Origin of the sequence: Ramlibacter sp. WS9 (assembly GCF_003797765.1) — a bacterium.
Taxonomy (GTDB): domain Bacteria; phylum Pseudomonadota; class Gammaproteobacteria; order Burkholderiales; family Burkholderiaceae_C; genus Ramlibacter.
Genome location: NZ_RKMB01000040.1, coordinates 14,813 through 36,028 on the forward strand (window position 1 = coordinate 14,813; position 21,216 = coordinate 36,028).

A 21,216-nucleotide genomic window follows, 5' to 3' on the forward strand; every position below is an offset into this window, starting at 1 on the left:
TCACTTTGCGAAGTGCCGCCAGGCGATGCCCGCCAGGCCCGACGCCATCGTGTCGAGATCGAAGTCCCTGGCGTTGGCCTGGCGGAATTCGGAAACCAGCTTTGGCGGCAAATCGCGAGTGCCGGCCATCGCGCCCACGATGGAGCCGGCCATGGTGGCGATCGAGTCGGTGTCGTTGCCCATCGACGCCGCAACCGAGATGGTGCGCATCGGATCGCCCTTGGCATAGAGAACGACTGCCAGCGCGGCCGGCACCGATTCGGCCGCCAGCACCGAGTTGCCGACCAGCCGCTCGATGTCGGTCATGAAGGTCATGTCGTCAGTGGCTTTGCAGGCGATGTTGAGCGCGAGGTCCAGCCGAGCGCGGTAGCTGGCGCCCGGCACGATGCGGGCATGTTCCTTCGCGAGCTGCTCGCCGCGATCGGCGCCCCGGACCGCGGCGGCGATGACGTCCTCCAGGCGGCCGGGCACCACGGCCTGGGCCACCGCGGCCGCCACCGAGCAGGCCGCCGAAATCGCGATGTCGGTATCGTGCGAAGGCAGGCATGTGACCAGCGCTTGCTTGCAGGCCCGCTCGATGTCGCCGGGAAAGATCAAGCCGACCGGCGCGACCCTCATCGCGGCGCCATTGGTGATGCCCACCGACGTCATCTTGCGGCTGGAGCGGCCGATGATGCCCACACGCGCCGTGTCGCTGCCCTCTTGCAGCGCCTTGACCATGCCGGCCGTGCTCGGGCCCATGAAGCCGGCCTTGGGGCTGGTGCCGGCCCAGTCGAGCAGGCAGTCGACCCAGCCCTCGTAGTCGAGCGTGCCGCCGGCAACGATCAATGCGCGAGCCAGGTAATACATCTGGCTCGCGTCGTCGGTCACCTCGGCGCATCGGCCCTCGTTGGCGCCCGCGAAGGTGTCCTCCGGTGGCTCGCCGAAGCTCGTCACCAGGCCGCCATACTTGGCGGCGATCTCGGCGATGCTCCATTGCTCGGTGGGCGCGCCCAGCGCGTCGCCCATGCCGGCCAGGGTCAGCGAGGCCAGGATGCGGTCCTGGATCATGTCTTGGTTCAAACGGTACTCCTTGATTTTTGTGTGCCGCGCCGCCCGGCAAAAACCAGCGCGCAGATCGTGATGAAAGGCGGCAGCATGTAGACCACCTGCGTGGGGATCTCGACGGCGCCCAATTGCGTGGCCAGGACGCCCGATGCGCCGAACAGCAGCGCCGCGCCCATCGTGCCCAACGGGCGCCGCGCGCCCAGGAAGATCGCGGCCAGTGCCAGGAAGCCCCGGCCCGCCGTCATGTCGGCCTGGAACAGCGTGAGCAAGCCCATGCTGAGATACACGCCGCCCAGGCCGGCCAGCATCCCGCTGAGCAGCAGCGCCGCGTACCGGACACGCTTGACCGGGATGCCGGCCGCCAGCGCGGCCTGCGGGTTCTCCCCCACGGCGCGCATCCACATGCCCCAGCGCGTGCGCGACAGCATCGCCCAGGTCGCCGGCACGGCGATGAACGCCAGGTACAGCAGCACATGATGGCCCTGGCCGCCCTCGCCGTTGATAAGCGTGTCCAGCAGCGGGACGTCGGCCAGGCCGGGAATGCGGATGGACGGCAGCGCGGGGCTGTTCAAGCCCGCCGTGGAACCCTTGTCACCCGCGATGGTCACCAGCAGGAACACGGTGAGGCCGGCGGCCAGGATGTTGATGGCGATGCCGGCCACGATCAGGTCGGCACCCAACTCCAGATGGAAGAACGCGAGCAGCGCAGTCGCCAGCAGCGCCGCGGCGACACCGACCGCGCAGCCAATCCACGGGTACGTCCATACCGGCAGGCCTGGGAACCACGCAGCGGCTTGCACCGACGCAATCACGCCGAAGAACGCGGCAATCAGCATCAGCCCTTCCAGAGCGACGTTGATGCTGCCGGCCAGGTCCGAAATCAGGCCGCCGAGCGCGGCGAAGAGGATGGGCGTCGCCGCACGCAGCACCGCGACCACGATCGTCGCCGCGAGCAGGCCCCACGAGAGGAAATCGGCGCTCATGAAGGCCGCCCTTCCCTGCGCGGCAGCAGCCGCTGCGACACGACGAACAGGATGATGAAGGCCTGGATCACGAGCACGACTTCGCGCGACACGTCGGTGGTACGTTCCATCGCCTGGGCGCCGGTGCGCAGGTACGCGTAGAGGAAGGCCGCGAACGGTATGGACTTCGGGTCGTTGCGCGCCAGCAGGGCCACGACAAGGCCCTCGAACCCCATGCCCGGGCTCAGGTCCACCGGCAGGCGCTTGAGCAGCGCGTTGCTGATGTGCACGCCGGCGAAGGCTGCGAACGCGCCGCCAATCGCCATCGACAGCACGACGGCGCGCGTGACCGGCATGCCGACCTGCCGGGCGAACGATGGCGCCTGCCCGACGGTGCGGATCTCATACCCCACCGTGGTCCGCTGCAGCAACAGCCAGGCCGCGGCCACGACCAGCGGAACCAGGAACAGCATCGCCGTCACGTTGGTGCGCGCCATCAGGTTGGGCAGGATAGAGGCGGACGGCAGCAGCGGCGTGACGAGGAAACCCGCACCCGGATCGCGCATGTGCTCCGAGATCATCAGCCGGTAGAACTGCACCGCAATCACGTTGAGCATCAGCGTCGTCACGATCTCGTTCGCGTTGTAGCGGGCCTTGAGCAGGCCCGGAACGAGCCCCCAGGCGAAGCCCGTCAGGACGGCCGCGACAAATGCCACCGGCAGCACGATGAACCACGGGCCGCCCACATACAGGCTCATCGCCGCCGCCGCCAGTGCCGCGAGGAACATCTGCCCGTCGGCACCCAGCGAAAACTGCCGGGCCTGGAAGGGAATGGCAACGGCCAGGCCGAGGAAAGTGAGGGTGATCGCGTCCTCGATCACCGAGCCAAAGCGCACCAGGCGGCGGACCTGCCACCCTTCCTCCGTCCAGCGGATGTCCGGCAGCGCGCCCGTGATGAGGGCGATGTAGGCCCGCACCGGCGACTCGCTCACGAACGCCGTGATCACGAAGCCCACGGCCAGCGCGGCGATCACTGCCACGGCCGTTTGCAAGCGCGACGAGTTGGTGCTGCCTGCCGTGCTCATGCCATCTCCTCGGCACGCGCCGGCGTGAAGGGCGCGTCCAGCAGCGCCGTGGCACCCTCCTGCGAAGCCAATCCGGTCATGTAGAGGCCCAGCTCCCGAGCGTCGGCTGCGTTGGCCGCGAAGTGCGCGACGATCCTGCCGCGGAACATCACGGCGATGCGGTCCGACAGCGCGAGAACCTCATCCAGGTCGGCCGAGATGAGCAGCACCGCCGCGCCCTTGTCGCGCAGGTCGACCAGCTGCTGCCTCAGGAACTGCGCCGCGCCGATGTCGACGCCGCGCGTCGGCTGGCTCGCGACCAGGAAGCGCGGCTGCGATGCCACTTCGCGCGCCAGCACCACCTTCTGCATGTTGCCGCCCGACAGGCCCGCGATGGGTTGGTCCGGCGAACGCGCGACCACGCCGTAGTCCGTCAGCACGCGCTGCGCCAGGGTGCGGGCCGCACCGGTGTCGAGCCACCCGAGGCGCGACAGCGGTGGCTTGTGATAGTCCACCGCGATCACGTTCTCGGTGATGCTCATGTCGGCCGCGACGCCGTTGTGCAGCCGGTCCTCGGGGATCAGGGCCACGCGGCTGGTACGCACCGCGCGCACGCCAAGGCCGGTGAACACGCGGCCTTCGAGCATCGCCGTCCCGCGCGAAGGCTGGCGCAGGCCGCCCAGCAAGTCGGCCAATGCGGCCTGCCCGTTGCCCTCGACCCCGGCAATGCCCAGGATCTCGCCGGCGGCGATGTCGAAGGAAACATCTTCCACATGGGTCTGCCCGTCGCCGCCGTGCAAGGTCAAGTCCTGGACTGCCACCAGCGCGGCGGCGCCGTGCTTGAGCACGCGGCTGACGCGCAGCGGCGCGACCGGCCGGCCCACGATCATCTCGGTGATGTCGTCGGCGCGCGCGCCACGCGACTCGGCCTGGCCGGTCACCTTGCCGGCACGCATCACGGTGAAGCGGTCCGACACCTCCCGCACTTCGGAGAGCTTGTGGGTGATGAGGATCACTGTGAAGCCGGCCGTCACCAGCTTGCGCAACGCCACAAACAGCGCCTGCGTTTCCTGCGGCGTGAGCACGGCCGAGGGCTCGTCCAGCAGCACGATCTTCGCGCCTCGGTAGAGCGTCTTGAGAATCTCCACGCGCTGCTGCTCGCCAACGGAAAGATCCCGCACCATCGCATGCGGATCGACCTCCAGGCCGAAGCGCTGCGAGACTTCGGCTACGTCGGCAGCCGCACGGCGCCGGTCGATCACGATACCGCGCATCGGCTCGCTGCCCAGGACGACGTTCTCCGCCACGGTGAACGAAGGCACCAGTTCGAGATGCTGCGGGACCAGCCCGATACCGGCGGCAATCGCCTCACGCGGGTGCTTGAAGCGTGCCGCTGTGCCGTTGACAAGAATCTCGCCGGCGCTGGGCTGTTCCAGGCCGTAGAGCATCTTCATCACCGTCGACTTGCCCGCGCCGTTCTCGCCGACGATCGCGTGGATCTCGCCTTGCGCCACGCACAGGCTCACCCCGTCGTTGGCCAGCGTCCCGTTGGCGTAGCGCTTGGACACGCCGCGCAGTTCGACGGCGTTCATGGCGCACCTCGCGCGGCCGAGGCCACGGCCTTCGGCGTGAATGCGCTAGGCACCATCACGCGCTTTTCGACGATGGCCGTCTCTACTTCGTCGAGCGACTTCAGCAACGCAGGCGGCGCCTGCGACAACACCATCGAGTTGCGCGCGAGGCTGACGCCATGCTCCGCCAGGCCCAACGACTCGGTGCGCCCGAAGGCCAGGCGGCCTTCGAGCTGCTGCTGGATCGCCCGCAGCACGGCCACGTCCACGTTCTTCAGCACAGACGTCACGATGCGCGAGGCCAGCGCCGGCTTGGTCGCCTGGTACATCGCGTACTGGTCCATATCGACCGCGATCGCATAGCGACCGGCTTCCAGCGCCGCCTCGTTCACGCCCTGCCCGGTCGCGCCGGCCGCGTGGAAGATCAGCGCCACGCCGCGGCCGTATTGCGCCTTGGCGATCTCCTTGCCGGCCGCCGGGTCGGAGAAGGAGTTGGCGTACTGGCTCAGCACCGTCACGCCGGGCGTCGCCGCCAGCGCACCCGCGCGAAAGCCGACGATGAAGTCGTCGATCACCGGGAACTGCATACCGCCCACCACGCCCAGCCCGCTCGAAGGCTTGAGGCCGGCAAACCCCGCGCGATCGAGGCTGGCGGCCAGATAGCCGGCGAGATAGGCGCCCTCGTTCTGGCGAAAGAGGATCGAGTGCACATTGGCGCACTTGCACGCGGCATAGTCCACCGCCGCGTCGAACACGACGAAGCGCGCCTGCGGAAACTCGCCGGCCAGCCGCTGGATGTAGGGCACCATCGTGAAAGTGCCTGCCACGATCAGGTCGAAGTCGCCGCTGTCGGCCAGGTCCGTCAGGGCCGCCTCCCAGCGCGTCGGGTCGGTGCCGCCTTCGATCACCTTGACCATCACCGGCAGCGTCTGCTTCGCGTTCTTCAGGCCGCGCGCCGCGGAGTCGAAGAAGGACTTGTCGCCCAAGGTGCCGTTGATGAACAGCGCCACCCGCAGCTTCACGCCTTCGGGCTTTGCGGCGCCGGTGCGCTCGCTCAGCTGCGCCACGCCGAACAGGATCGCCAGCGTGCCCAGGATCCAGGCCGCTTGCATGGCGGCGCTCCGGATGAAGGACTTGATGGCGGACAGCTCGGGCATGGGACGTACCAGTTCAGGCGACGCCGCTGTACTTGGCGATGCGCGTGCTGTAGCGGTAGCTCGACACGTACTTCATCAGGCAGTACTCAATCGGCTCGCGCCGGTCGGACAGCGTGATGCGCTCGACGATCAGGATCGGTGAGCCCGGGGGAATGCCGAGCAGTTGGGCGTCTTCCGCGTCGGCGCTGCCGGCGTGCAGGTTCTCCACGGCTTCGGCGGGCGCGAAGCCGAACTTCTCGGTCAGCAGCTTGTAGAGGGACTCCGCCTGCTCGAGTTCGGCGCGGTCCAGCTTTGAACCGCGCGGCAGCGGGAAGTAGGCGTCATGCAGGCCAACGGCCGCACCGTCGATCAGGCGGACGCGCCGCACGCGGATCAGCGGGTAGCCCGGCTCCAGGCCCAGTAACCCGGCGACGCCCATCGACGCGGCCGATGGCTCCACCGTCAGGATGCGCTGGCCCGGCGCGCCGCCGCGATGCTGCGTGTCCTGCGAAAAGCTGTCGATGAAGCGCGACATGCGCCGCACGATGGACGGCGCCACGAAGGTGCCGCGGCCGTGGTCGCTGTAGATCACGCCCCGCTCCTCCAGGTAGCGCACCGACTTGCGCACCGTGTCGCGGCTGACTTCGTACTTCTCCGCCAGCTCGCGCTCGGAGGGCAGCGCCTGGTTGTCGGCGAGCAGGCCCTGCTCGATCGCGTTGCGGATGATGTCCGCGAGCTGCTTGTAGCGGGGCGTGGTGGTCGAGTTGCTTTGTTCCGTGGCCATCGTGTGTCTCCCGTGGGGGCGGTAGTGCATGTGCTTCAAGTTTCGCCCAGAACCGCCACGGTGACGTCATTGTAATGTGGTACGTACCACAATGTCAAACAACTTCGCACCGGTTTTGGTGCATTGCCGAGTAGGCGTTCCCTGATGGTGCTGGTATTTTTGTCATCGTTTTCCCGTAGCCCATTGACAGCTGGTACGTACCACACTACATTTTCATACGGATATTGACTTTCCTCCCGCAAACCCAGCCAATCCCTCTTGGAGCCATAACGATGCGAACCACCCCTTGCCTCAAGTTCAAGCTGCTGGCCTTCCTGATCTCGACGCAGGTGCTGCCTGCGCTGGCCCAGGTGGCACCCGCTCCGGAACCCACACCCACGCAGACGCCCGCCGAAGCTGCCAAGGCGCTCGAACAGGTCACGATCTTCGGCAACGCCGTGGGCATCCGGCAGACCCGGGCCAACGTCAAGATCACGGCGGCCGACCTCGAGTACTACCCGCCCGGCGTCAGCGCCGACAAGGTGCTCGAACGCGTCACCGGCATCCAGCTCGGCTCGTCGAACGCGTTCGGGGGCGACGGCTTCGAAAGCACGATCAACATGCGCGGCTTCGCCAAGGACAGCATCGGCTTCTCCATCGACGGCGTGCCCAACGGGCGGACCACGCTGGGCGGCGGCTCCGTCCCGACCCGCTATTTCGATTCCAGCAACCTGGCCGGCGTGGACGTGTCGCAGTCGGCCGGCGTCATCGGCTCGCCTTCTCACCAATCCCTGGTCGGCCATGTGAACTACCTGACGCAGGATCCGGAAAAGCGCTTCGGTGCGCGCGCCGAGGCCGCCGGCGGCAGTTCCCGCTATGGCCGCCTGTACGGGCGGGTCGACAGCGGCGAGATCGCTCCCGGCCTCAGCGGCTACCTGAGCGTGTCGAAGCAGCAATGGCGCGTGTCGTATGTCGACGATCCGGCGGGCGAGAACAGCCGCGACCACGTCGACGTGAAGCTGATGTCGAAATTCGACAACGGCGCCGTGCTCAAGCTGCGTAGCGGCTGGAACGACCGCAAGGAAGAAAGCGGCACCAACATCGTGACGCTGACGCAGTTCAACAAGAACCCGAAGGCCGACGGCTACACCGACACCTGGACGGGTACGCCGGGCACCGACCGCAACTACCGCGGGCTCAAGGGCAATCCGCGCCAGGACCACCTCACTTACCTGGACGGCTCGATGCCGCTGGGCTCGAACCTCAAGCTCACCGGCAAGGTCTACTACCACACGCAGGAAGGCATCGGCAAGGAAACCGGTCTGGGCAGCGGTGGCTTTCCGGGCCTGGACGGGCAGGCGAGCAGCATCTACTTCCGCGCCAATGAGTACGGCATGATCCGCCGCGGCGCCCTGGCCGACCTGGCCGGCAAGCACAGCGACCTGATCGACTGGCGCGTTGGCGCGTGGTACGAAACCTATGACCGCAGCCAGGTGCGCAACTGGTACCCGGTGCTCAGCGAAGCCGTGGGCCCGGCGTACAGCGGCACGCCCGCCACCACGAGCGAAAACAAGCACTGGAAGAACACCATCGGCATGCTGTACGCCGCGAACCGCTCCAGCTTCATGGACGGCCGCCTCAAGTTTGACTACGGCGTCACGTACATGGCCAACAAGGTCGACTACCGTGCGCCGATCCAGGACTCCAGGACCAACAAGTTCAACTTCGTCAATGAAGCCGACGTGAACTCGGGCTTCCTGCCCAAGGTGGGCGCGGTCTATTCGCTGGCCGAGAACACCGAGTTGTTCGGCGGCTACGCCAAGAACGCGGCAAGCGTCACCGATGCCACGCTCGAAGGCGGCGCCGCCGCCACGCTGGCTGCCGCTTCGAAGGTGCGGGACATGGACACGGCCAACGCCTTCGACGTCGGCCTGCGCCACAAGGGCGACAACTACGCGGTCGGCGCCCAGGCGTTCCTGATCGACTCCAAGGAAACGGTGGCCGCCGACATCGTCGGCACGCTGCAGTCCCAGAACGTCAGCCAGGGCCGGCGCATCCACGGCCTGGAGATGACGTACAGCGGGCGCATCGGCGACTGGAAGCTGTTTGGCGCCTACACGATCCAGAAGCACAAGTACGTGCTGAGCAACACCGACGCGGCGGGCTATCCGGAAAAGGGCTTCATCCGCAACGGCGCCGACCTGGTCGGCATCGCGAGCCAAAACCTCTTCCTCGAAGCGACGTGGCGGCCCACCGAAAACCTGAAGCTCGCGATGAACGGCCGCTACATCGGCAGCCGCGCCGGCTACTACGCCAATCCGCGCATCGCCGGCAGCGGCACCGACGAAAGGCTGCCCGCCTACGCGCTGTTCGGCCTGAACGGGTCTTACAGCTTCAAGAACGGCAGCATCGGCGTGAACGTCGAGAACATCGGCGACAAGAAATACATCTCCGGTATCGCGCCGGAGTTGATGACGTCGCCGTCCACCGTCGGCCGCTACTTCATCGGCGCGCCCCGCACCATCGTGCTGTGGGCGAAGGTCGAGATGTGACGGCCTAGCCGCCAGCCACCCCATCCGCACCCTCCCCTGGACGATTCGCCCGGGGGATGGCGGAGCGCATTCCCCAGTCGACAAGAAGGAGTTCATCTTGCTTACTTCCATTTCATTCCAAGCCCGCCGCGCCGCCTGCGCGCTGGCACTTTCAGCCGCGGCGCTGCTGCCGGGCCACGCGCTCGCGCAGCAGCCAGCGCCCGCGGCCCCGCAAGCCATCGTTGCGGCGTCACCCGCCGCATCCGGCGTAGCCAAGAAGAGCGGCGACGCCGTCGAGAACCCCTACGGCATCGAAGCGCTGTGGAAAGGCTCGGACAACATCGCGCGGTCGGTGCTGGTGCTGCTGGCCATCATGAGCGTCGGCAGCTGGTACATCATGGTCACCAAGTTGCTCGAACAGTCCAAGATGAACCGCCACGCCCGCACCGTGACCCGGCAGTTCTGGCGCGCGCCGTCCGTCATCGCGGGCGCCGGCGCGCTGGAGAAAAAGAGCGCCTACCGCTTCATTGCCGAGGCCGGCGCGCGCGCCACGGCGGAACACGGGGGCCTCAAAGGCCACATCCCGGTAGCCGACTGGATCCCGATGAGCATCACCGCCGCCGTGGACCGCGTTCATGCCACCACGCAGGGCGGCCTGGCGTTCCTCGCCACCGTCGGCTCCACCTCTCCTTTCGTCGGCCTGTTCGGCACCGTGTGGGGCATCTATCACGCGTTGACGGCCATCGGCATCTCCGGCCAGGCCTCCATCGACAAGGTCGCCGGCCCCGTCGGCGAGGCGCTGATCATGACGGCCATCGGCCTCGCGGTCGCCATCCCCGCCGTGCTGGCCTACAACTGGCTGGCCCGCCGCAACAAGGCGGTGATGGATGAAGTGCGCGAGTTCGCGCATGAGATCAACGCGGTCATCATCGGTTCGCACGGCAAGGCCGCGTAACCATGGCCATGGCTGTCGGCGAGTCGTCGGACGACGACGTCATCTCCGCCATCAATACCACGCCCCTCGTGGACGTGATGCTGGTGCTGCTGATCATCTTCCTGATCACTATTCCGGTGGTCACCACCTCGATCCCCGTGTCCCTGCCCAAGGAACGCGTCGAGGTGCGGGAGACCAAGCCCGAGAACATCATCATTTCGGTGGACCCGAAGGGCGGCATCTTCTGGTACGACCAGCGCATGGCCGGCGAGGAAGCCCTGGTGGCCAAGCTGAAGGACGTATCCAGGAAGACGCCGCAGCCCGAAGTGCAGGTCCGTGGCGACGCCACGGCGCGCTACGCGGGCGTGGGCAAGGTGCTGCTGGCCTGCCAGCGCGCGGGCATCACCAAGGTCGCGTTCATCACCGAACCCCCGCCCCTGGGCGGCTGAAGGAATACATATGGGCCTTACATCCCAGCGCTTCGGCAAAGGAGGCGACGCCGAAGTCATGATGGACATCAACACCACGCCGCTGATCGACGTGATGCTGGTGCTGCTCGTGATGCTCATCATCACCATCCCGATCCAGCTTCACGCGGTGAACCTGGAAATGCCGGTGGGAACGCCTCCCACCAACGAGATCAAGCCCGAGAAGGTGCAGATCGACATCGACGAGAAGAGCACCGTCTACTGGCAGGGTTTGCCCGTGTCGGCGGCCGAGCTCGACGAGAAGATGACCGCGCTGGCCGCGATGAACCCGCAGCCGGAAGTGCACATCCGGCCGAACAAGGACTGCCAGTACGCGGTTTTCGCGAACGTGCTGTCCACGTCCAAACGCAAGGGGCTCTCCAAAATGGCCGTCATCGGCCATGAGCAGTTCGTGCTATGAGCGCCGCTGTCATACCCAGGGCCGGGTTCGGCTCGAGCGATCCGACCCGCCGCATGGTGGGCTGGGGCGTGGTGGTCGCCGTTCACGCCATCGTGTTGTGGGCGCTGGTCACCGGCACCGCGCGCAAGGGCCTGGAGATCATCAAGAAGCCGCTGGAAGCCGCGGTGATCCAGGAAGTGATCATCCCGCCGCCGCCTCCACCGCCGCCCAAGGAGATCAAGCAGCCGGAGATCAAGCAGCCTAAGGTGGAGGCTCCGCCGCCGCCTTTCGTGCCGCCTCCGGAGGTCACGCCGCCAACGACCTCGGCGCCGACCATTGCATCGGTGCAGGCTCCGCCGCCGACGCCGGCGGTCATCGCGCCGCCACCCCCGCCTGCACCCGCACCGGTGGGACGAGCCGACATCAAGGTCGCATGCCCAACCCAGGTCCGGCCGGAGATGCCCAGCCGGGCCGCCAAGGAAGGCATAGAGGGCGTGGTCCGCGCGCAGGTGCTGATCCGCGACGGCGCGGTGGTCAAGGTGGACATTCTGTCGGGTCCGCAAGTGTTCCGCGAACCCGTGCGCGAGGCGATGCTGCGCTACCGTTGCGTGACCACCGGCGGTGATGTGGTCGCCACCCAGGAATTCGCGTTCAAGTTCGAGTGACGGGAAATCCCGCGTTCCCTGTCTGCACTCTGCGACCTCGCGACAACGCCGCGCACGGCTGGGCCGCGAGGTCCAGGAATGCGTAACACACGAAACGGAGTTCAGCGAAGAACTTTCTATTTCTCCATCTTCAGCAGCATCTCCAGCCGCGAGCCGCGCTGCGCCACCGCCTCGACGCCCTTGCGCTTCTCCTCGGGCGACTGCGCCGGCAGGTTGTTGATCTGCTGCCACTCCAGGAACATCTGGATGTCGGCGATCGGGACCAGCTGCCGGTTCTTGGACACCTTGAAGCCGCCGAGGTGAACCTTGTTCAGCGCGACGAGTTCTTCCGGCGACTTCTTGCCGAAGGACGCGCAGAAGTCCTGGATCTTGCGGCGCAGGTCGGCCGGCAGGCCGATGTTCCAGACCAGCGGGGATTGGGGGATCAGCGGCGACGTCCACACGACCTTGAACTTCTTCAGCAGATCGGACTTACTCGCCTTGAGGAACCCGATCTCCACGGTATTGCTCACGCCCACGTCGGCCTGCGCGCTGGCGATGGCCGTCAGGTTCTGGCGGGCCGAGCCCGTCGTGACCTGCTGAAACACCTTTTCCGGGGCATTGACTCGGCGCTTGGCGAACGCGTAATACAGCGGGACCAGGTAGCCCGATACGCTGCCCTTGTCGCCGATGGCCAACCGCAGCTTGCCCGCTTGTGCCAGCACGTCGTCGAGCGTCTGGAACTTGCTGGCCGCATCGACCGCGATGACCGACGCGTAGTCAGACAGGCCTTCCTTGGTGACGATCTGCGCGAACACGGCACCCACGCCGCTTTCGACCACCTCCAGCGCAGGCACGTTCCCGAGCCACGCCAGGTCCAGGTCGCCCGCCTTGAAAGCCGTCACGATTTCGCTCTCGGCCGCCGCGACGGCCTCGACCTCGCGGCCCGTCGCGCGAGACAACAGCGCCATGAAGGGCTTCCAGTCCTCCAGCATCTTTTCGCGGTCGCGCGCGGTGAACAGGCCGAACCGCAGCGTCTTGCCGCGGGCGGCCGGCTGTGCGCTTGCCAGCCCGCTGGCCTGCGCCAGAGAGGCGCCGGCGCAGCCGAGGACGGCGCGGCGGGTGAGGTTGCCAAATGGGGTGTTCATGTTCATGCTCCCGAAAGAAAAAGTGCTGCCCGGTTCCGCCCTTGGAATCAGCTCATAACTGGTCCGTACCACTATAAATGCATTTTGTTCGCCATTTCCTGTGGTTTTCGTTATTGACTCGTAATTCATCATTGGCTATGGTACGTACCAATTACGCCGACTCTGGAGGAAAACCCCGTGAAGACACGTCATGCAGCCTGGCTGCTGTTCGGCGCGCTGGCGCTGGCTGGTTGTGCGCACGGGCCTGCGCAGCTGGCGTCGGCCCCTGCGGCGGTCAAATCGCTGGGCTTCCTGGGCAGCGTCGTCATCACCCGCGATGCTTCCGCCTTGACGCGCGACCTCGGCGGGATCTCGGGCGCCGACCGCGACCCTGCCACCAACACCTGGTACCTGCTCAGCGACGACCGTTCGGACAAAGCGCCGGCGCGGTTCTACACCGCAGCCATCGACGTGAATGAGCGCGGCTTCAAGTCCATCCACATCACATCGGCGGTCAGCCTGAAGCGGCCGGACGGCTCGCTGTACCCGGCGCCCAAGGCTGGCGGTGAGGTGGCCGATCCGGAAGCCATCCGCTTCGACCCGGCGACCGGCACGCTGTTCTGGTCCAGCGAAGGCGACCGCCGGCTCGGGCTCAGCCCGTTCGTGCGCCAGTCCACCCGCGACGGCGCGTTTGCCGGCGAGGTGGCGCTGCCGGCAAACCTGGCAACCCACAAGGACACCGAAAGAGGAGCCCGCAACAACCTGGCCATCGAAGGCATGGCTTTCACGCCTTCGGGCGGGTTGTGGGTGGCGATGGAAGCGCCGCTTTACGAGGACGGCCCTGCCGCGAGCCGGATGGCCGGCGCCGTCGCGCGCTTCACCAGGCTCGATGCGAACCGCCGCGTGACCGGGCAGTACGCCTACCCGGCCGATGCCATCCCGCGCGATGCCACCGGCGGCAAATTGCGCTCCGACAACGGCGTGAGCGAGATCCTCGCCGTCGACGAGGACACACTTCTCGTGATCGAGCGGTGCGGCTACGAGGTCGCGGAGCTGGTGTTCCAGTTCGCGATCCGCATCTACGAGGTCAAGCTCGGCGCCGCCACCAACATCGCGGGAGTCGATTCGCTGGCCGGGGCCCGCTACGTGCCCATGTCAAAGCGCCTCGTGCTCGACTTGAACCAGGCCGGCATCGGCAGCATTGACAACATCGAGGCCGCCGCCTGGGGACCGCGCCTGGCCAACGGCAACGCGACGCTGATCCTCATCTCCGACGACAACTTCGCGCCGCAACAGGTCAACCAGTTCCTGGCGTTCGAGGTCGCGGAGCGTTAGGCCGCTCGCAAGGTCACTTGCGAACCAGCACCCCAGACGGGTCGAAGGCGCCGGCGCGCAGCACCTTGCGCGACGCGGCGTATTCGCGCAGCACCTCGGCGTCCACGTATCCGGTGTTCACCGCCGACGGGTGAATGGAAAGATCGGGGTAGCCGTCGCCGCCCTTGGCGACGAAACTGTTGACGGCCAGCCGGTAGGTGGCCGCCGGCTCAACCGGCTTGCCACCGACTTCTACTTGGCGCAACCGTCCCTGCTCGACGAGCAGCCGCACCCCGTACATCTGCGGCAGCGCGCCCGAACCGGGCGTCCGGGTCGCGGCGAACTGCAGGTAGTCCATCAATTCCGCGCCGGTCAAGGCGACGACGTAGATGTGGTTGCCGAACGGCTGCACCTTGAGGATGTCGCGGTAGCTGACCAGCCCCACCGGCAGCGAGTCCCGCACGCCTCCCGAGCTGATGAGGCCGATGTCCGCCTTGGTCTTGTCAACCATCGCGGCGGTGATCAGCATGCCGAGATTGGTTTGCCTGGCCCGTACCAGCGGGCGGGCGCCCTCGAACAGTCCCTCGGTCGTCGCGACGGCCATCGACAGACCGGCGGCCGCCCTTTGCTGGAAGGGCTCCAGCAATGCCAGCATGGCAGGGTCTTCGGCGATGCGGGGACCTTCGGCCGCGCCGCTCTTGCGCAGATTCACAGGGAGCAGGCTGTACTGCATGAGTCGGAACTTCCCGTCGCGGTATTCGCCATCGGCGCGGCCGACGAACCGGCCCAGGTCGCCGGACTGCAGGATCCACGCGCCGTTCTGGTGGTCGGGAAGGCAGCCCGCGCCCGGCTCGTAGTTCTCGACACGCACGTTTTCGTGCTTCATGCACAGCGCCGTGTGGCTGTGCCCACCTACGATCACGTCGATGCCCTGCACCGACCGCGCCAGTTCCACGTCGCCGGGACCGTTGACGCCACGCCGGCCATCGGTGTAGTGGCCCATGTGGGTGGCGGCGATGACGACGTCCGCCTGCTTGCGCAACTCGGGGACCACGCGGCGCGCCTCCTCGATCGGCGAGCGAAACGAAACATCGGGGAATTTCTTGCGGTCGACCAGTTTCGCCGTGTCGTCGGTGGTCAGGCCCATCACGGCGACGCGCAGCGTCCCGAAGTGAAAGACCCGATACGGCTCGAATGCCCGCGCACCGCCCTTGTAGATGTTGGCCGACAGCCAGGGAAAGGTTGACCAGTTCGTGCGTTGCTGCTCCAGGGTGGCCGGCGACTTGTCGAACTCGTGGTTGCCCACCGCCATGGCGTCGTACCCCAAGAGCGACATGCCGCGGAAATCGGGCTCGCCTTCCAGCTGGTCTGATTCGGGGATGCCGGTGTTGACGTCGCCCGCGTCCAGCAACAGGACATGGCCGCCTTGCGCCTTCACCTCGGCGCGGATGCCGTCGATCAGTGTCTTGCGCGCCGCCAGCCCGTATTCGCCGGCTTCATTGCGCCAGAAGTGGCCGTGGTGGTCGTTGGTGTGCAGGATGGTGAGGCGCACCGGCGCCTGCTTCGCGAAGCCCTGGGCCTGCGCGGCCAGCGCAAGGGCCGCGAGCGCAACCACCAGCGCCGTGTTTCGTACCGTCATGTCTCACTCCTGCCATCCGATCGAGTCGGGATGGCAGGATGATAGAGCTAGGGCCTGAAATTCGCAATACTGGTACGTACCAATTTAATTGCATAGACGTTATCCTGTTCCCCCGTCTTGCCAAGAAACCATCAACTATGGTACGTACCACATAGTCAAACCAACCCGAGCAGCCGCACCGCGTTGCCCTTCAAGATCCCCGGCATCACCTCTGGCTTGAAGCCGGCGTCCTCGAAGTCCTTCATCCAGCGCTCGGGCGTGATCAGCGGATAGTCGCTGCCGAAGAGGATGCGGTCTTTGAGCAAGGTGTTGGCGTACTGCACCAGTTGCTTGGGGAAATACTTGGGACTCCAGCCCGACAGGTCGATCCACACGTTGGGCTTGTGCGTCGCGACCGACAGCGCCTCGTCCTGCCACGGGAAGCTGGGGTGCGCCATCACGATCTGCATGTCGGGGAAGTCGATCGCGACGTCGTCCAGGTGCATGGGGTTGCTGTACTCCAGCCGCAGGCCGCCGCCGCAGCGCATGCCCGAGCCGATGCCGCTGTGGCCGGTGTGGAAGATGGCCGGCATCTTGTGCGCGTTGATCACCTCGTAGATGGGCCAGGCCATCTTGTCGTACGGGTGGTAACCCTGCACGGTCGGGTGGAACTTGAAGCCCTTGACGCCGTGTTCCTTGATCAGCCGCTCGGCCTCGCGCGCGCCCATCTTTCCCTTGTGCGGGTCGATGCTGGCGAAGCACATCATCATGTCGCTGTTCTCCTGGGCCGCCTGCGCGATCTCCTCGTTCGGGATGCGGCGGCGCCCCAGCTTCGACTCGCTGTCGACGGTGAACATCACCAGGCCGATCTTGCGCTCGCGGTAGTACGCGATGGTTTCCGCGATGGTCGGGCGGCGGCTGTTGCGGAAGTACTTGTCCGCGGCGCGGTCGTACTCTTCGCCGTAGTTGTCGAAGGGGTTCCAGCAGCTGACTTCCGCGTGGGTGTGGACGTCGATGGCGATGAGGTTGGCGTGGTCCATGATGGCTCCGGGTTTACGCGCGACCTAGGGAAAGTACTAGGAAGTGCGGCTTGAATTGGTTATGATTTATAACAATAATCCTTCAACTTCGCAAATCCCTGATGAACCTCAAAGACATCTCCCTCGAAATCCGCGGCCCCGTTGCCGTGGTGCGGCTCTGCAGGCCGGCCAAGCGCAATGCACTGAGCGACGGCCTGATCGCGGAAGTGCGCGGCGTGTTCGAAAACCTGCCCGAAACCGTCCGCGCCGCTGTGCTCGACGGTGAGGGCGATCACTTCTGCGCCGGGCTGGACCTGTCCGAGCTCAAGGACCGCAACGCGGGCGAGGGGCTGCACCACTCCCGCATGTGGCACTCGGCGTTGGAGCAGGTGCAGTACGGCCCGGTTCCCGTCATCGCGGCGTTGCATGGCGCCGTCGTCGGCGGCGGGCTCGAACTGGCGAGCGCCTGCCACATCCGCGTTGCAGATGAGTCCGCGTTCTTCGCGCTGCCGGAAGGCTCGCGGGGCATCTTCGTCGGCGGTGGCGGCGCGGTCCGCATCCCGCGGCTGATCGGCGTTTCACGCATGACGGACATGATGCTCACCGGCCGCGTCTACAACGCGCAAGACGGCGAGCGCGTGGGCTTCGCGGAATACCTGGTGCCCAAGGGCCAGGCTTCCGAAAAGGCCTTCGAACTCGCGCTGCGGGTCGCGGAAAACGCGCCGCTCACCAACTACGCCCTGATGCACGCCCTGCCGCGTATTGCCGAGCAGCCGGCCGACCAGGGCTTCCTCACCGAAGCCCTGATGGCCGCCATCGCCCAGAGCGCGCCTGAAGCCAAAGACCGTGTCCGCGCCTTCCTGGAAGGCCGGGCCGCCAAAGTCGCGAAGGTGTGACGTGAGCCAGCCCAAGTACCGCCCCCTCGAATTCGGCGTGACGCGCGTCGCCTTGCGCGACGGCCCCGCCGGCGAGCGCTATGTGCGCGCCGAGCAGCCCCTGGCCGAGCACGCCCGCCGCCTGACGGACCGTCTGGTTCATTGGGCCAACACCGAGCCCGATCGCACCTTCATCGCACGCCGCACCAGGAACGCGGATGGCAGTACAGGCGAGTGGCGCCGCATCTCGTACGGCGAGGCACTCGACAGCGCGCGTCGCATCGGGCAGGCCCTGCTCGACCGCGGGCTCGATGCCGAACGGCCTGTGGCGATCCTGAGCGAAAACGATCTCGAGCACGCGCTGCTGGCGCTGGGCTGCCTGTATGCCGGCATCCCTTACTGCCCGGTGTCGCCCGCGTACTCGACGGTGAGCCAGGACTACGAAAAGCTGCGCCACGTGCTGACGACGCTGACACCAGGCCTGGTCTTCGCCGCCGATTCGGCGCGTTACGGCAAGGCGATCACGGCGGCAGTTCCGGCCGACGTCGAAGTCGTGTTGACCCATGGCGCCATCGACGGCCGGGCAACGACTGCTCTCTCCGCCCTGCTGGCGACAGAGGCCTCGCCCACCGTCGACGCCGCGATGCAGGCCACCGGCCCCGACACCATCACCAAGTTCCTGTTCACCTCCGGCTCGACCAAGCTGCCCAAGGCCGTGATCAACACCCACGGCATGTGGTGCGCCAACCAGCAGCAGATGCGGCAGTCGATGCCGGTGCTCGCGCAAGAGCCGCCGGTACTGGTGGACTGGCTGCCCTGGAACCACACTTTCGGCGGCAACCACAATTTCGGGCTCACCGTCTACAACGGCGGCACGCTGTACATCGACGACGGCAAGCCGGTGCCCGCGCTGATGGGCGAGACGCTGCGCAACCTGCGCGAGATCGCGCCCACGGTCTACTTCAACGTGCCCACGGGCTTCGAAGCCATCGCCAACGCGATGAAGACGGATGACGCGCTGCGCCGCAACCTGCTGTCGCGCGTCAAGATGTTCTTCTATGCCGGCGCGGCGCTCGCCCAGCCGGTGTGGGACACACTGCATGAAGTGCAGGAGCGCGAGATCGGCGAACGCATCGTGATGGGCACGGGCCTGGGCATGACGGAGTCGTCGCCGTTCGCCGTGTTCGTCACCAACCCCAACGTCAAGGCCGGCTACCTCGGCGTGCCCACGCCGGGCCTGGAACTCAAGCTGGTGCCGACCGATGGCAAGACGGAAATCCGCTACAAGGGGCCGAACATCACCCCCGGCTACTGGCGCGCGCCCGATGCGACCGCCGAGGCGTTCGACGAAGAAGGTTTCTTCTGCACCGGTGACGCGGTGCTGTGGATCGACGATAACGACGTGCATCAGGGCCTGAAGTTCGACGGCCGCATCGCCGAGGATTTCAAGCTCGCCACCGGCACCTTCGTCTCGGTCGGGCCGCTTCGCTCGAAGATCATCGCGGCGGGAGCGCCCTACGTGCAGGACGCGGTGATCACCGGCATCAACTTGAAGGAGATCGGCGCGCTGATCTTCCCCACCACCGCCATTCGCAAGCTGGCGGGCCTGCCCGACGGCGCGACGATGAAGGACGTGCTGGAGAGCCCGCCGGTCCAGGCGCACTTCCAGAAGGTGCTGGATGAACTCGCGAGCGGCGCCACGGGCAGCGCCAGCCGTGTCGCGCGCATGCATCTTCTGCACGAGCCCGCGTCGATCGACAAGGGCGAAGTCACCGACAAGGGCTCGATCAACCAGCGCGCCGTGCTCAAGCACCGCGAAGCGCTGGTCAATGCCTTGCACGACGGCACATTGCCGCATACCCTGACACCGAAAGAAAATACGAAATGAAGATCGAAGGACAAGCCGCACTGGTGACCGGCGGCGCATCGGGCCTGGGCGAAGCGACAGCGCGGGAACTCGCGCGGCTGGGCGCGAAGGTCGCGGTGCTCGACGTCAATCTCGAACTGGCGGAGAAGGTTGCCGCTGACATTGGCGGCGTGGCGTGCCAGTGCGACATCACGAACGCCGACAGCCTCTCTGCCGCGCTCACGAAGGCGTCCGCTGCGCACGGCCCGGCCCGCATCCTGATGAACATTGCCGGCATCGGCAGCGCCAAGCGCGTGGTGCAGAAAGACGGCAGCGCGGCGCCGCTGGAAGACTTCGCTCGCGTCGTCACCATCAACCTCATCGGCACCTACAACGCCAGCCGGCTGTTCGCGGCCGAATGTGCCAAGCTGGCGCCGATGGAAGACGGCGAACGCGGCGTGATGATGTTCACGGCTTCGGTCGCGGCCTTCGACGGCCAGGTCGGCCAGCAGGCCTATAGTGCGTCCAAGGGCGGGCTGGTGGGCATGACGCTGCCAATGGCACGCGACCTCGCGCAGCACGGCATTCGCGTGTGCACCGTGGCGCCGGGCCTGTTCTCGACGCCGCTGATGCGCCAGCTGCCTGAACCCGTGCAGCAGTCGCTGGCCGCGTCCATCCCGTTCCCGCCGCGGCTCGGCAAGCCGGAGGAATTCGCCCAGCTGGCCTGTCACATCGTCACCAACACCCACCTCAATGGCGAAGTGATTCGCCTCGACGGCGCATTGCGCATGGCGCCCCGCTGAACCCTACACTGATCACAAGCCAGGAGACATCATGACCACTCGACGCCACTTCCTGAACCAAACGGCCGCCCTTGCCGCTCTCGGCTCAACGGGCCTGCCGCTCACCGCACGGGCGCAGAGCCTGGACCTCGCCAAGATCCTGTGCGGATTTCCGCCCGGCGGCACCAGCGACGCGATGTCTCGCCGCATCGCCGACAAGCTGCGCGGCAACTACGCGAACAACGTCGTGGTCGAGAACAAGCCGGGCGCCGGCGGCCAGATCGCCGTCAGCCTGCTCAAGGACAGCCCGGCCGACGGCAGCACCATGCTGCTGACGCCGTCGTCCATGCTGTCGATCTACCCCTTCGTCTACAAGACGCTGCCGTACAAGCCGCTGGAAGACGTTCAGCCGGTCTCGCTGGCCTGCTACTTCAACCACGCCTTCGGCGTCGGCCCCGCGGTGCCCGAGAGCGTCAAGACCGTGAAGGACTTCCTGGCGTGGGCCAAGGACAACCCCACCAAGGCCAACTACGGCTCGCCCGGCGCCGGCTCCATGCCGCACCTGATCGTGGGCCTCTTGAACAAGCTGACCGGCAGCGACCTGAAGCACATTCCCTATCGCGGATCGGCGCCCGGCATCCAGGACTTGCTGGGCGGACAGATCTCCGCTATGTCGTCGCCCGTCGGCGACTACCTGCCCTACCTCAAGTCGGGCAAGCTGCGCATCCTGGCCATCTCCGGCCTGAACCGCAGCCCGTTCGTGCCCGATGTGGCCACGTACCGCCAACAGGGCTACCCGATCACCGTGCGCGAGTGGTACGGCGTCTTCCTGCCCGGCAAGGCCAAGCCGGAAGCCGTGCGCCGCGCCGCCGCTTACCTGCAGCCCGCGCTTGCGCAGCAGGACCTGATCACCAGCATGGCGCAGGTCGGCATGGAGGTGCAGTCTTCGTCGCCGCAAGTGCTGGGCGACCTGCTGCGTGCGGACGCCGAAGAATGGCGCCGCCTCATCAAGCAGATCGGCTTCACGGCAGAGTCCTAGCCCACCCCCGAAGCGGCCTGCGGCCGCCTCCCCCTCAAGGGGGCGCCACTGGCGGCCCGGCAAAGCCGGTTCCGCGG

General features: G+C 66.7%; 19 protein-coding genes. 10 read left to right on the forward strand and 9 right to left on the reverse strand.

The genetic code is table 11. The features are described 5' to 3' along the window. The 6 genes from EEB15_RS30610 to EEB15_RS30635 are packed head-to-tail and all read right to left on the reverse strand — an operon-like array spanning position 1 to position 6,564. Positions 1 to 1,062 carry an ADP-ribosylglycohydrolase family protein gene (locus tag EEB15_RS30610; RefSeq protein WP_141513774.1) on the reverse strand — a complete coding sequence of 354 codons (1,062 nt, stop codon included), beginning with the start codon at positions 1,060 to 1,062 and terminating at the stop codon, positions 1 to 3. Then, positions 1,059 to 2,030, reverse strand: coding sequence for an ABC transporter permease (locus tag EEB15_RS30615; protein WP_141513775.1), 972 nt, complete (start codon positions 2,028 to 2,030; stop codon positions 1,059 to 1,061). The genes EEB15_RS30610 and EEB15_RS30615 overlap by 4 nt, the downstream gene beginning before the upstream one ends. After that, on the reverse strand, positions 2,027 to 3,094 hold the full coding sequence (locus EEB15_RS30620) for an ABC transporter permease (protein WP_141513776.1): 1,068 nt from the start codon (positions 3,092 to 3,094) through the stop codon (positions 2,027 to 2,029). Before EEB15_RS30620 ends, EEB15_RS30615 begins: the two co-directional genes overlap by 4 nt. After that, positions 3,091 to 4,665, reverse strand: coding sequence for an ABC transporter ATP-binding protein (locus tag EEB15_RS30625; RefSeq protein ID WP_141513777.1), 1,575 nt, complete (start codon positions 4,663 to 4,665; stop codon positions 3,091 to 3,093). The genes EEB15_RS30620 and EEB15_RS30625 overlap by 4 nt, the downstream gene beginning before the upstream one ends. After that, positions 4,662 to 5,801 (reverse strand): BMP family protein, encoded by a 1,140-nt coding sequence (locus EEB15_RS30630; RefSeq protein ID WP_233259692.1) that lies wholly within the window; start codon positions 5,799 to 5,801, stop codon positions 4,662 to 4,664. The genes EEB15_RS30625 and EEB15_RS30630 overlap by 4 nt, the downstream gene beginning before the upstream one ends. Positions 5,802 to 5,814: 13 nt before the next feature. Next, positions 5,815 to 6,564 (reverse strand): GntR family transcriptional regulator, encoded by a 750-nt coding sequence (locus tag EEB15_RS30635; RefSeq protein WP_141513778.1) that lies wholly within the window; start codon positions 6,562 to 6,564, stop codon positions 5,815 to 5,817. A gap of 272 nt (positions 6,565 to 6,836) precedes the next feature. Here EEB15_RS30635 and EEB15_RS30640 point away from each other — a divergent pair, with 272 nt between their 5' ends. The 5 genes from EEB15_RS30640 to EEB15_RS30660 all read left to right on the forward strand — a co-directional run bounded on the left by EEB15_RS30640 (position 6,837) and on the right by EEB15_RS30660 (position 11,540). After that, positions 6,837 to 9,095, forward strand: coding sequence for a TonB-dependent receptor (locus EEB15_RS30640; RefSeq protein ID WP_141513779.1), 2,259 nt, complete (start codon positions 6,837 to 6,839; stop codon positions 9,093 to 9,095). A gap of 97 nt (positions 9,096 to 9,192) precedes the next feature. Then, positions 9,193 to 10,029, forward strand: a complete 837-nt coding sequence (locus EEB15_RS30645) for a MotA/TolQ/ExbB proton channel family protein (RefSeq protein WP_233259693.1) — start codon at positions 9,193 to 9,195, stop codon at positions 10,027 to 10,029. A gap of 2 nt (positions 10,030 to 10,031) precedes the next feature. After that, positions 10,032 to 10,457, forward strand: a complete 426-nt coding sequence (locus EEB15_RS30650; protein ID WP_141513781.1) for a biopolymer transporter ExbD — start codon at positions 10,032 to 10,034, stop codon at positions 10,455 to 10,457. Positions 10,458 to 10,467: 10 nt separating this feature from the next. After that, positions 10,468 to 10,896, forward strand: coding sequence for a biopolymer transporter ExbD (locus EEB15_RS30655; protein WP_141513782.1), 429 nt, complete (start codon positions 10,468 to 10,470; stop codon positions 10,894 to 10,896). Next, positions 10,893 to 11,540: an energy transducer TonB gene (locus EEB15_RS30660; RefSeq protein WP_141513783.1), complete on the forward strand. Its 648-nt coding sequence runs from the start codon at positions 10,893 to 10,895 to the stop codon at positions 11,538 to 11,540. The genes EEB15_RS30655 and EEB15_RS30660 overlap by 4 nt, the downstream gene beginning before the upstream one ends. 116 nt (positions 11,541 to 11,656) lie before the next feature. On the opposite strand, the gene phnD is transcribed toward EEB15_RS30660, so the two are convergent. Beyond that, the gene (gene phnD, locus EEB15_RS30665) at positions 11,657 to 12,667 is read right to left on the reverse strand and encodes a phosphate/phosphite/phosphonate ABC transporter substrate-binding protein (RefSeq protein WP_158290282.1); all 1,011 of its coding nucleotides are present in this window, start codon (positions 12,665 to 12,667) and stop codon (positions 11,657 to 11,659) included. A gap of 177 nt (positions 12,668 to 12,844) precedes the next feature. Here phnD and EEB15_RS30670 point away from each other — a divergent pair, with 177 nt between their 5' ends. Beyond that, positions 12,845 to 13,981, forward strand: a complete 1,137-nt coding sequence (locus tag EEB15_RS30670) for an esterase-like activity of phytase family protein (RefSeq protein WP_158290283.1) — start codon at positions 12,845 to 12,847, stop codon at positions 13,979 to 13,981. A gap of 13 nt (positions 13,982 to 13,994) precedes the next feature. On the opposite strand, the gene ushA is transcribed toward EEB15_RS30670, so the two are convergent. Both ushA and EEB15_RS30680 read right to left on the reverse strand, forming a co-directional pair. After that, a complete protein-coding gene (ushA, locus tag EEB15_RS30675; protein ID WP_141513786.1) occupies positions 13,995 to 15,599 on the reverse strand; it encodes a bifunctional UDP-sugar hydrolase/5'-nucleotidase UshA in 1,605 nt (534 codons plus the stop codon). Positions 15,600 to 15,754: 155 nt separating this feature from the next. Then, positions 15,755 to 16,618, reverse strand: a complete 864-nt coding sequence (locus EEB15_RS30680; protein WP_141513787.1) for an amidohydrolase family protein — start codon at positions 16,616 to 16,618, stop codon at positions 15,755 to 15,757. Between the two features lie 101 nt (positions 16,619 to 16,719). Between EEB15_RS30680 and EEB15_RS30685 the strand changes: the two genes are divergently transcribed. Genes EEB15_RS30685 through EEB15_RS30700 form a run of 4 tightly spaced genes read left to right on the forward strand, consistent with a single transcriptional unit; the run spans position 16,720 to position 21,139 of the window. After that, positions 16,720 to 17,493 carry a crotonase/enoyl-CoA hydratase family protein gene (locus tag EEB15_RS30685; RefSeq protein ID WP_141513788.1) on the forward strand — a complete coding sequence of 258 codons (774 nt, stop codon included), beginning with the start codon at positions 16,720 to 16,722 and terminating at the stop codon, positions 17,491 to 17,493. 1 nt (position 17,494) lies between these two features. Next, entirely contained in the window at positions 17,495 to 19,360 is a 1,866-nt protein-coding gene (locus EEB15_RS30690; RefSeq protein ID WP_141513789.1) for a feruloyl-CoA synthase, read from the forward strand. Further along, positions 19,357 to 20,121 carry an SDR family NAD(P)-dependent oxidoreductase gene (locus EEB15_RS30695; RefSeq protein ID WP_141513790.1) on the forward strand — a complete coding sequence of 255 codons (765 nt, stop codon included), beginning with the start codon at positions 19,357 to 19,359 and terminating at the stop codon, positions 20,119 to 20,121. Before EEB15_RS30690 ends, EEB15_RS30695 begins: the two co-directional genes overlap by 4 nt. A gap of 31 nt (positions 20,122 to 20,152) precedes the next feature. Further along, complete coding sequence (locus tag EEB15_RS30700; RefSeq protein WP_141513791.1) at positions 20,153 to 21,139, forward strand: Bug family tripartite tricarboxylate transporter substrate binding protein; 987 nt, start codon at positions 20,153 to 20,155, stop codon at positions 21,137 to 21,139. Positions 21,140 to 21,216: the final 77 nt, after the last annotated feature.

Coding starts and splice junctions, on each gene's coding strand:
- EEB15_RS30630 (WP_233259692.1), bottom strand. CDS start 5,801: ATGCCCGAGCTGTCCGCCATCAAGTCCTTCATCCGGAGCGCCGCCATG.
- EEB15_RS30680 (WP_141513787.1), bottom strand. CDS start 16,618: ATGGACCACGCCAACCTCATCGCCATCGACGTCCACACCCACGCGGAA.
- EEB15_RS30620 (WP_141513776.1), bottom strand. CDS start 3,094: ATGAGCACGGCAGGCAGCACCAACTCGTCGCGCTTGCAAACGGCCGTG.
- EEB15_RS30660 (WP_141513783.1), top strand. CDS start 10,893: ATGAGCGCCGCTGTCATACCCAGGGCCGGGTTCGGCTCGAGCGATCCG.
- EEB15_RS30685 (WP_141513788.1), top strand. CDS start 16,720: ATGAACCTCAAAGACATCTCCCTCGAAATCCGCGGCCCCGTTGCCGTG.
- ushA (WP_141513786.1), bottom strand. CDS start 15,599: ATGACGGTACGAAACACGGCGCTGGTGGTTGCGCTCGCGGCCCTTGCG.
- phnD (WP_158290282.1), bottom strand. CDS start 12,667: ATGAACACCCCATTTGGCAACCTCACCCGCCGCGCCGTCCTCGGCTGC.
- EEB15_RS30635 (WP_141513778.1), bottom strand. CDS start 6,564: ATGGCCACGGAACAAAGCAACTCGACCACCACGCCCCGCTACAAGCAG.
- EEB15_RS30695 (WP_141513790.1), top strand. CDS start 19,357: ATGAAGATCGAAGGACAAGCCGCACTGGTGACCGGCGGCGCATCGGGC.
- EEB15_RS30625 (WP_141513777.1), bottom strand. CDS start 4,665: ATGAACGCCGTCGAACTGCGCGGCGTGTCCAAGCGCTACGCCAACGGG.
- EEB15_RS30615 (WP_141513775.1), bottom strand. CDS start 2,030: ATGAGCGCCGATTTCCTCTCGTGGGGCCTGCTCGCGGCGACGATCGTG.
- EEB15_RS30650 (WP_141513781.1), top strand. CDS start 10,032: ATGGCCATGGCTGTCGGCGAGTCGTCGGACGACGACGTCATCTCCGCC.
- EEB15_RS30640 (WP_141513779.1), top strand. CDS start 6,837: ATGCGAACCACCCCTTGCCTCAAGTTCAAGCTGCTGGCCTTCCTGATC.
- EEB15_RS30700 (WP_141513791.1), top strand. CDS start 20,153: ATGACCACTCGACGCCACTTCCTGAACCAAACGGCCGCCCTTGCCGCT.
- EEB15_RS30655 (WP_141513782.1), top strand. CDS start 10,468: ATGGGCCTTACATCCCAGCGCTTCGGCAAAGGAGGCGACGCCGAAGTC.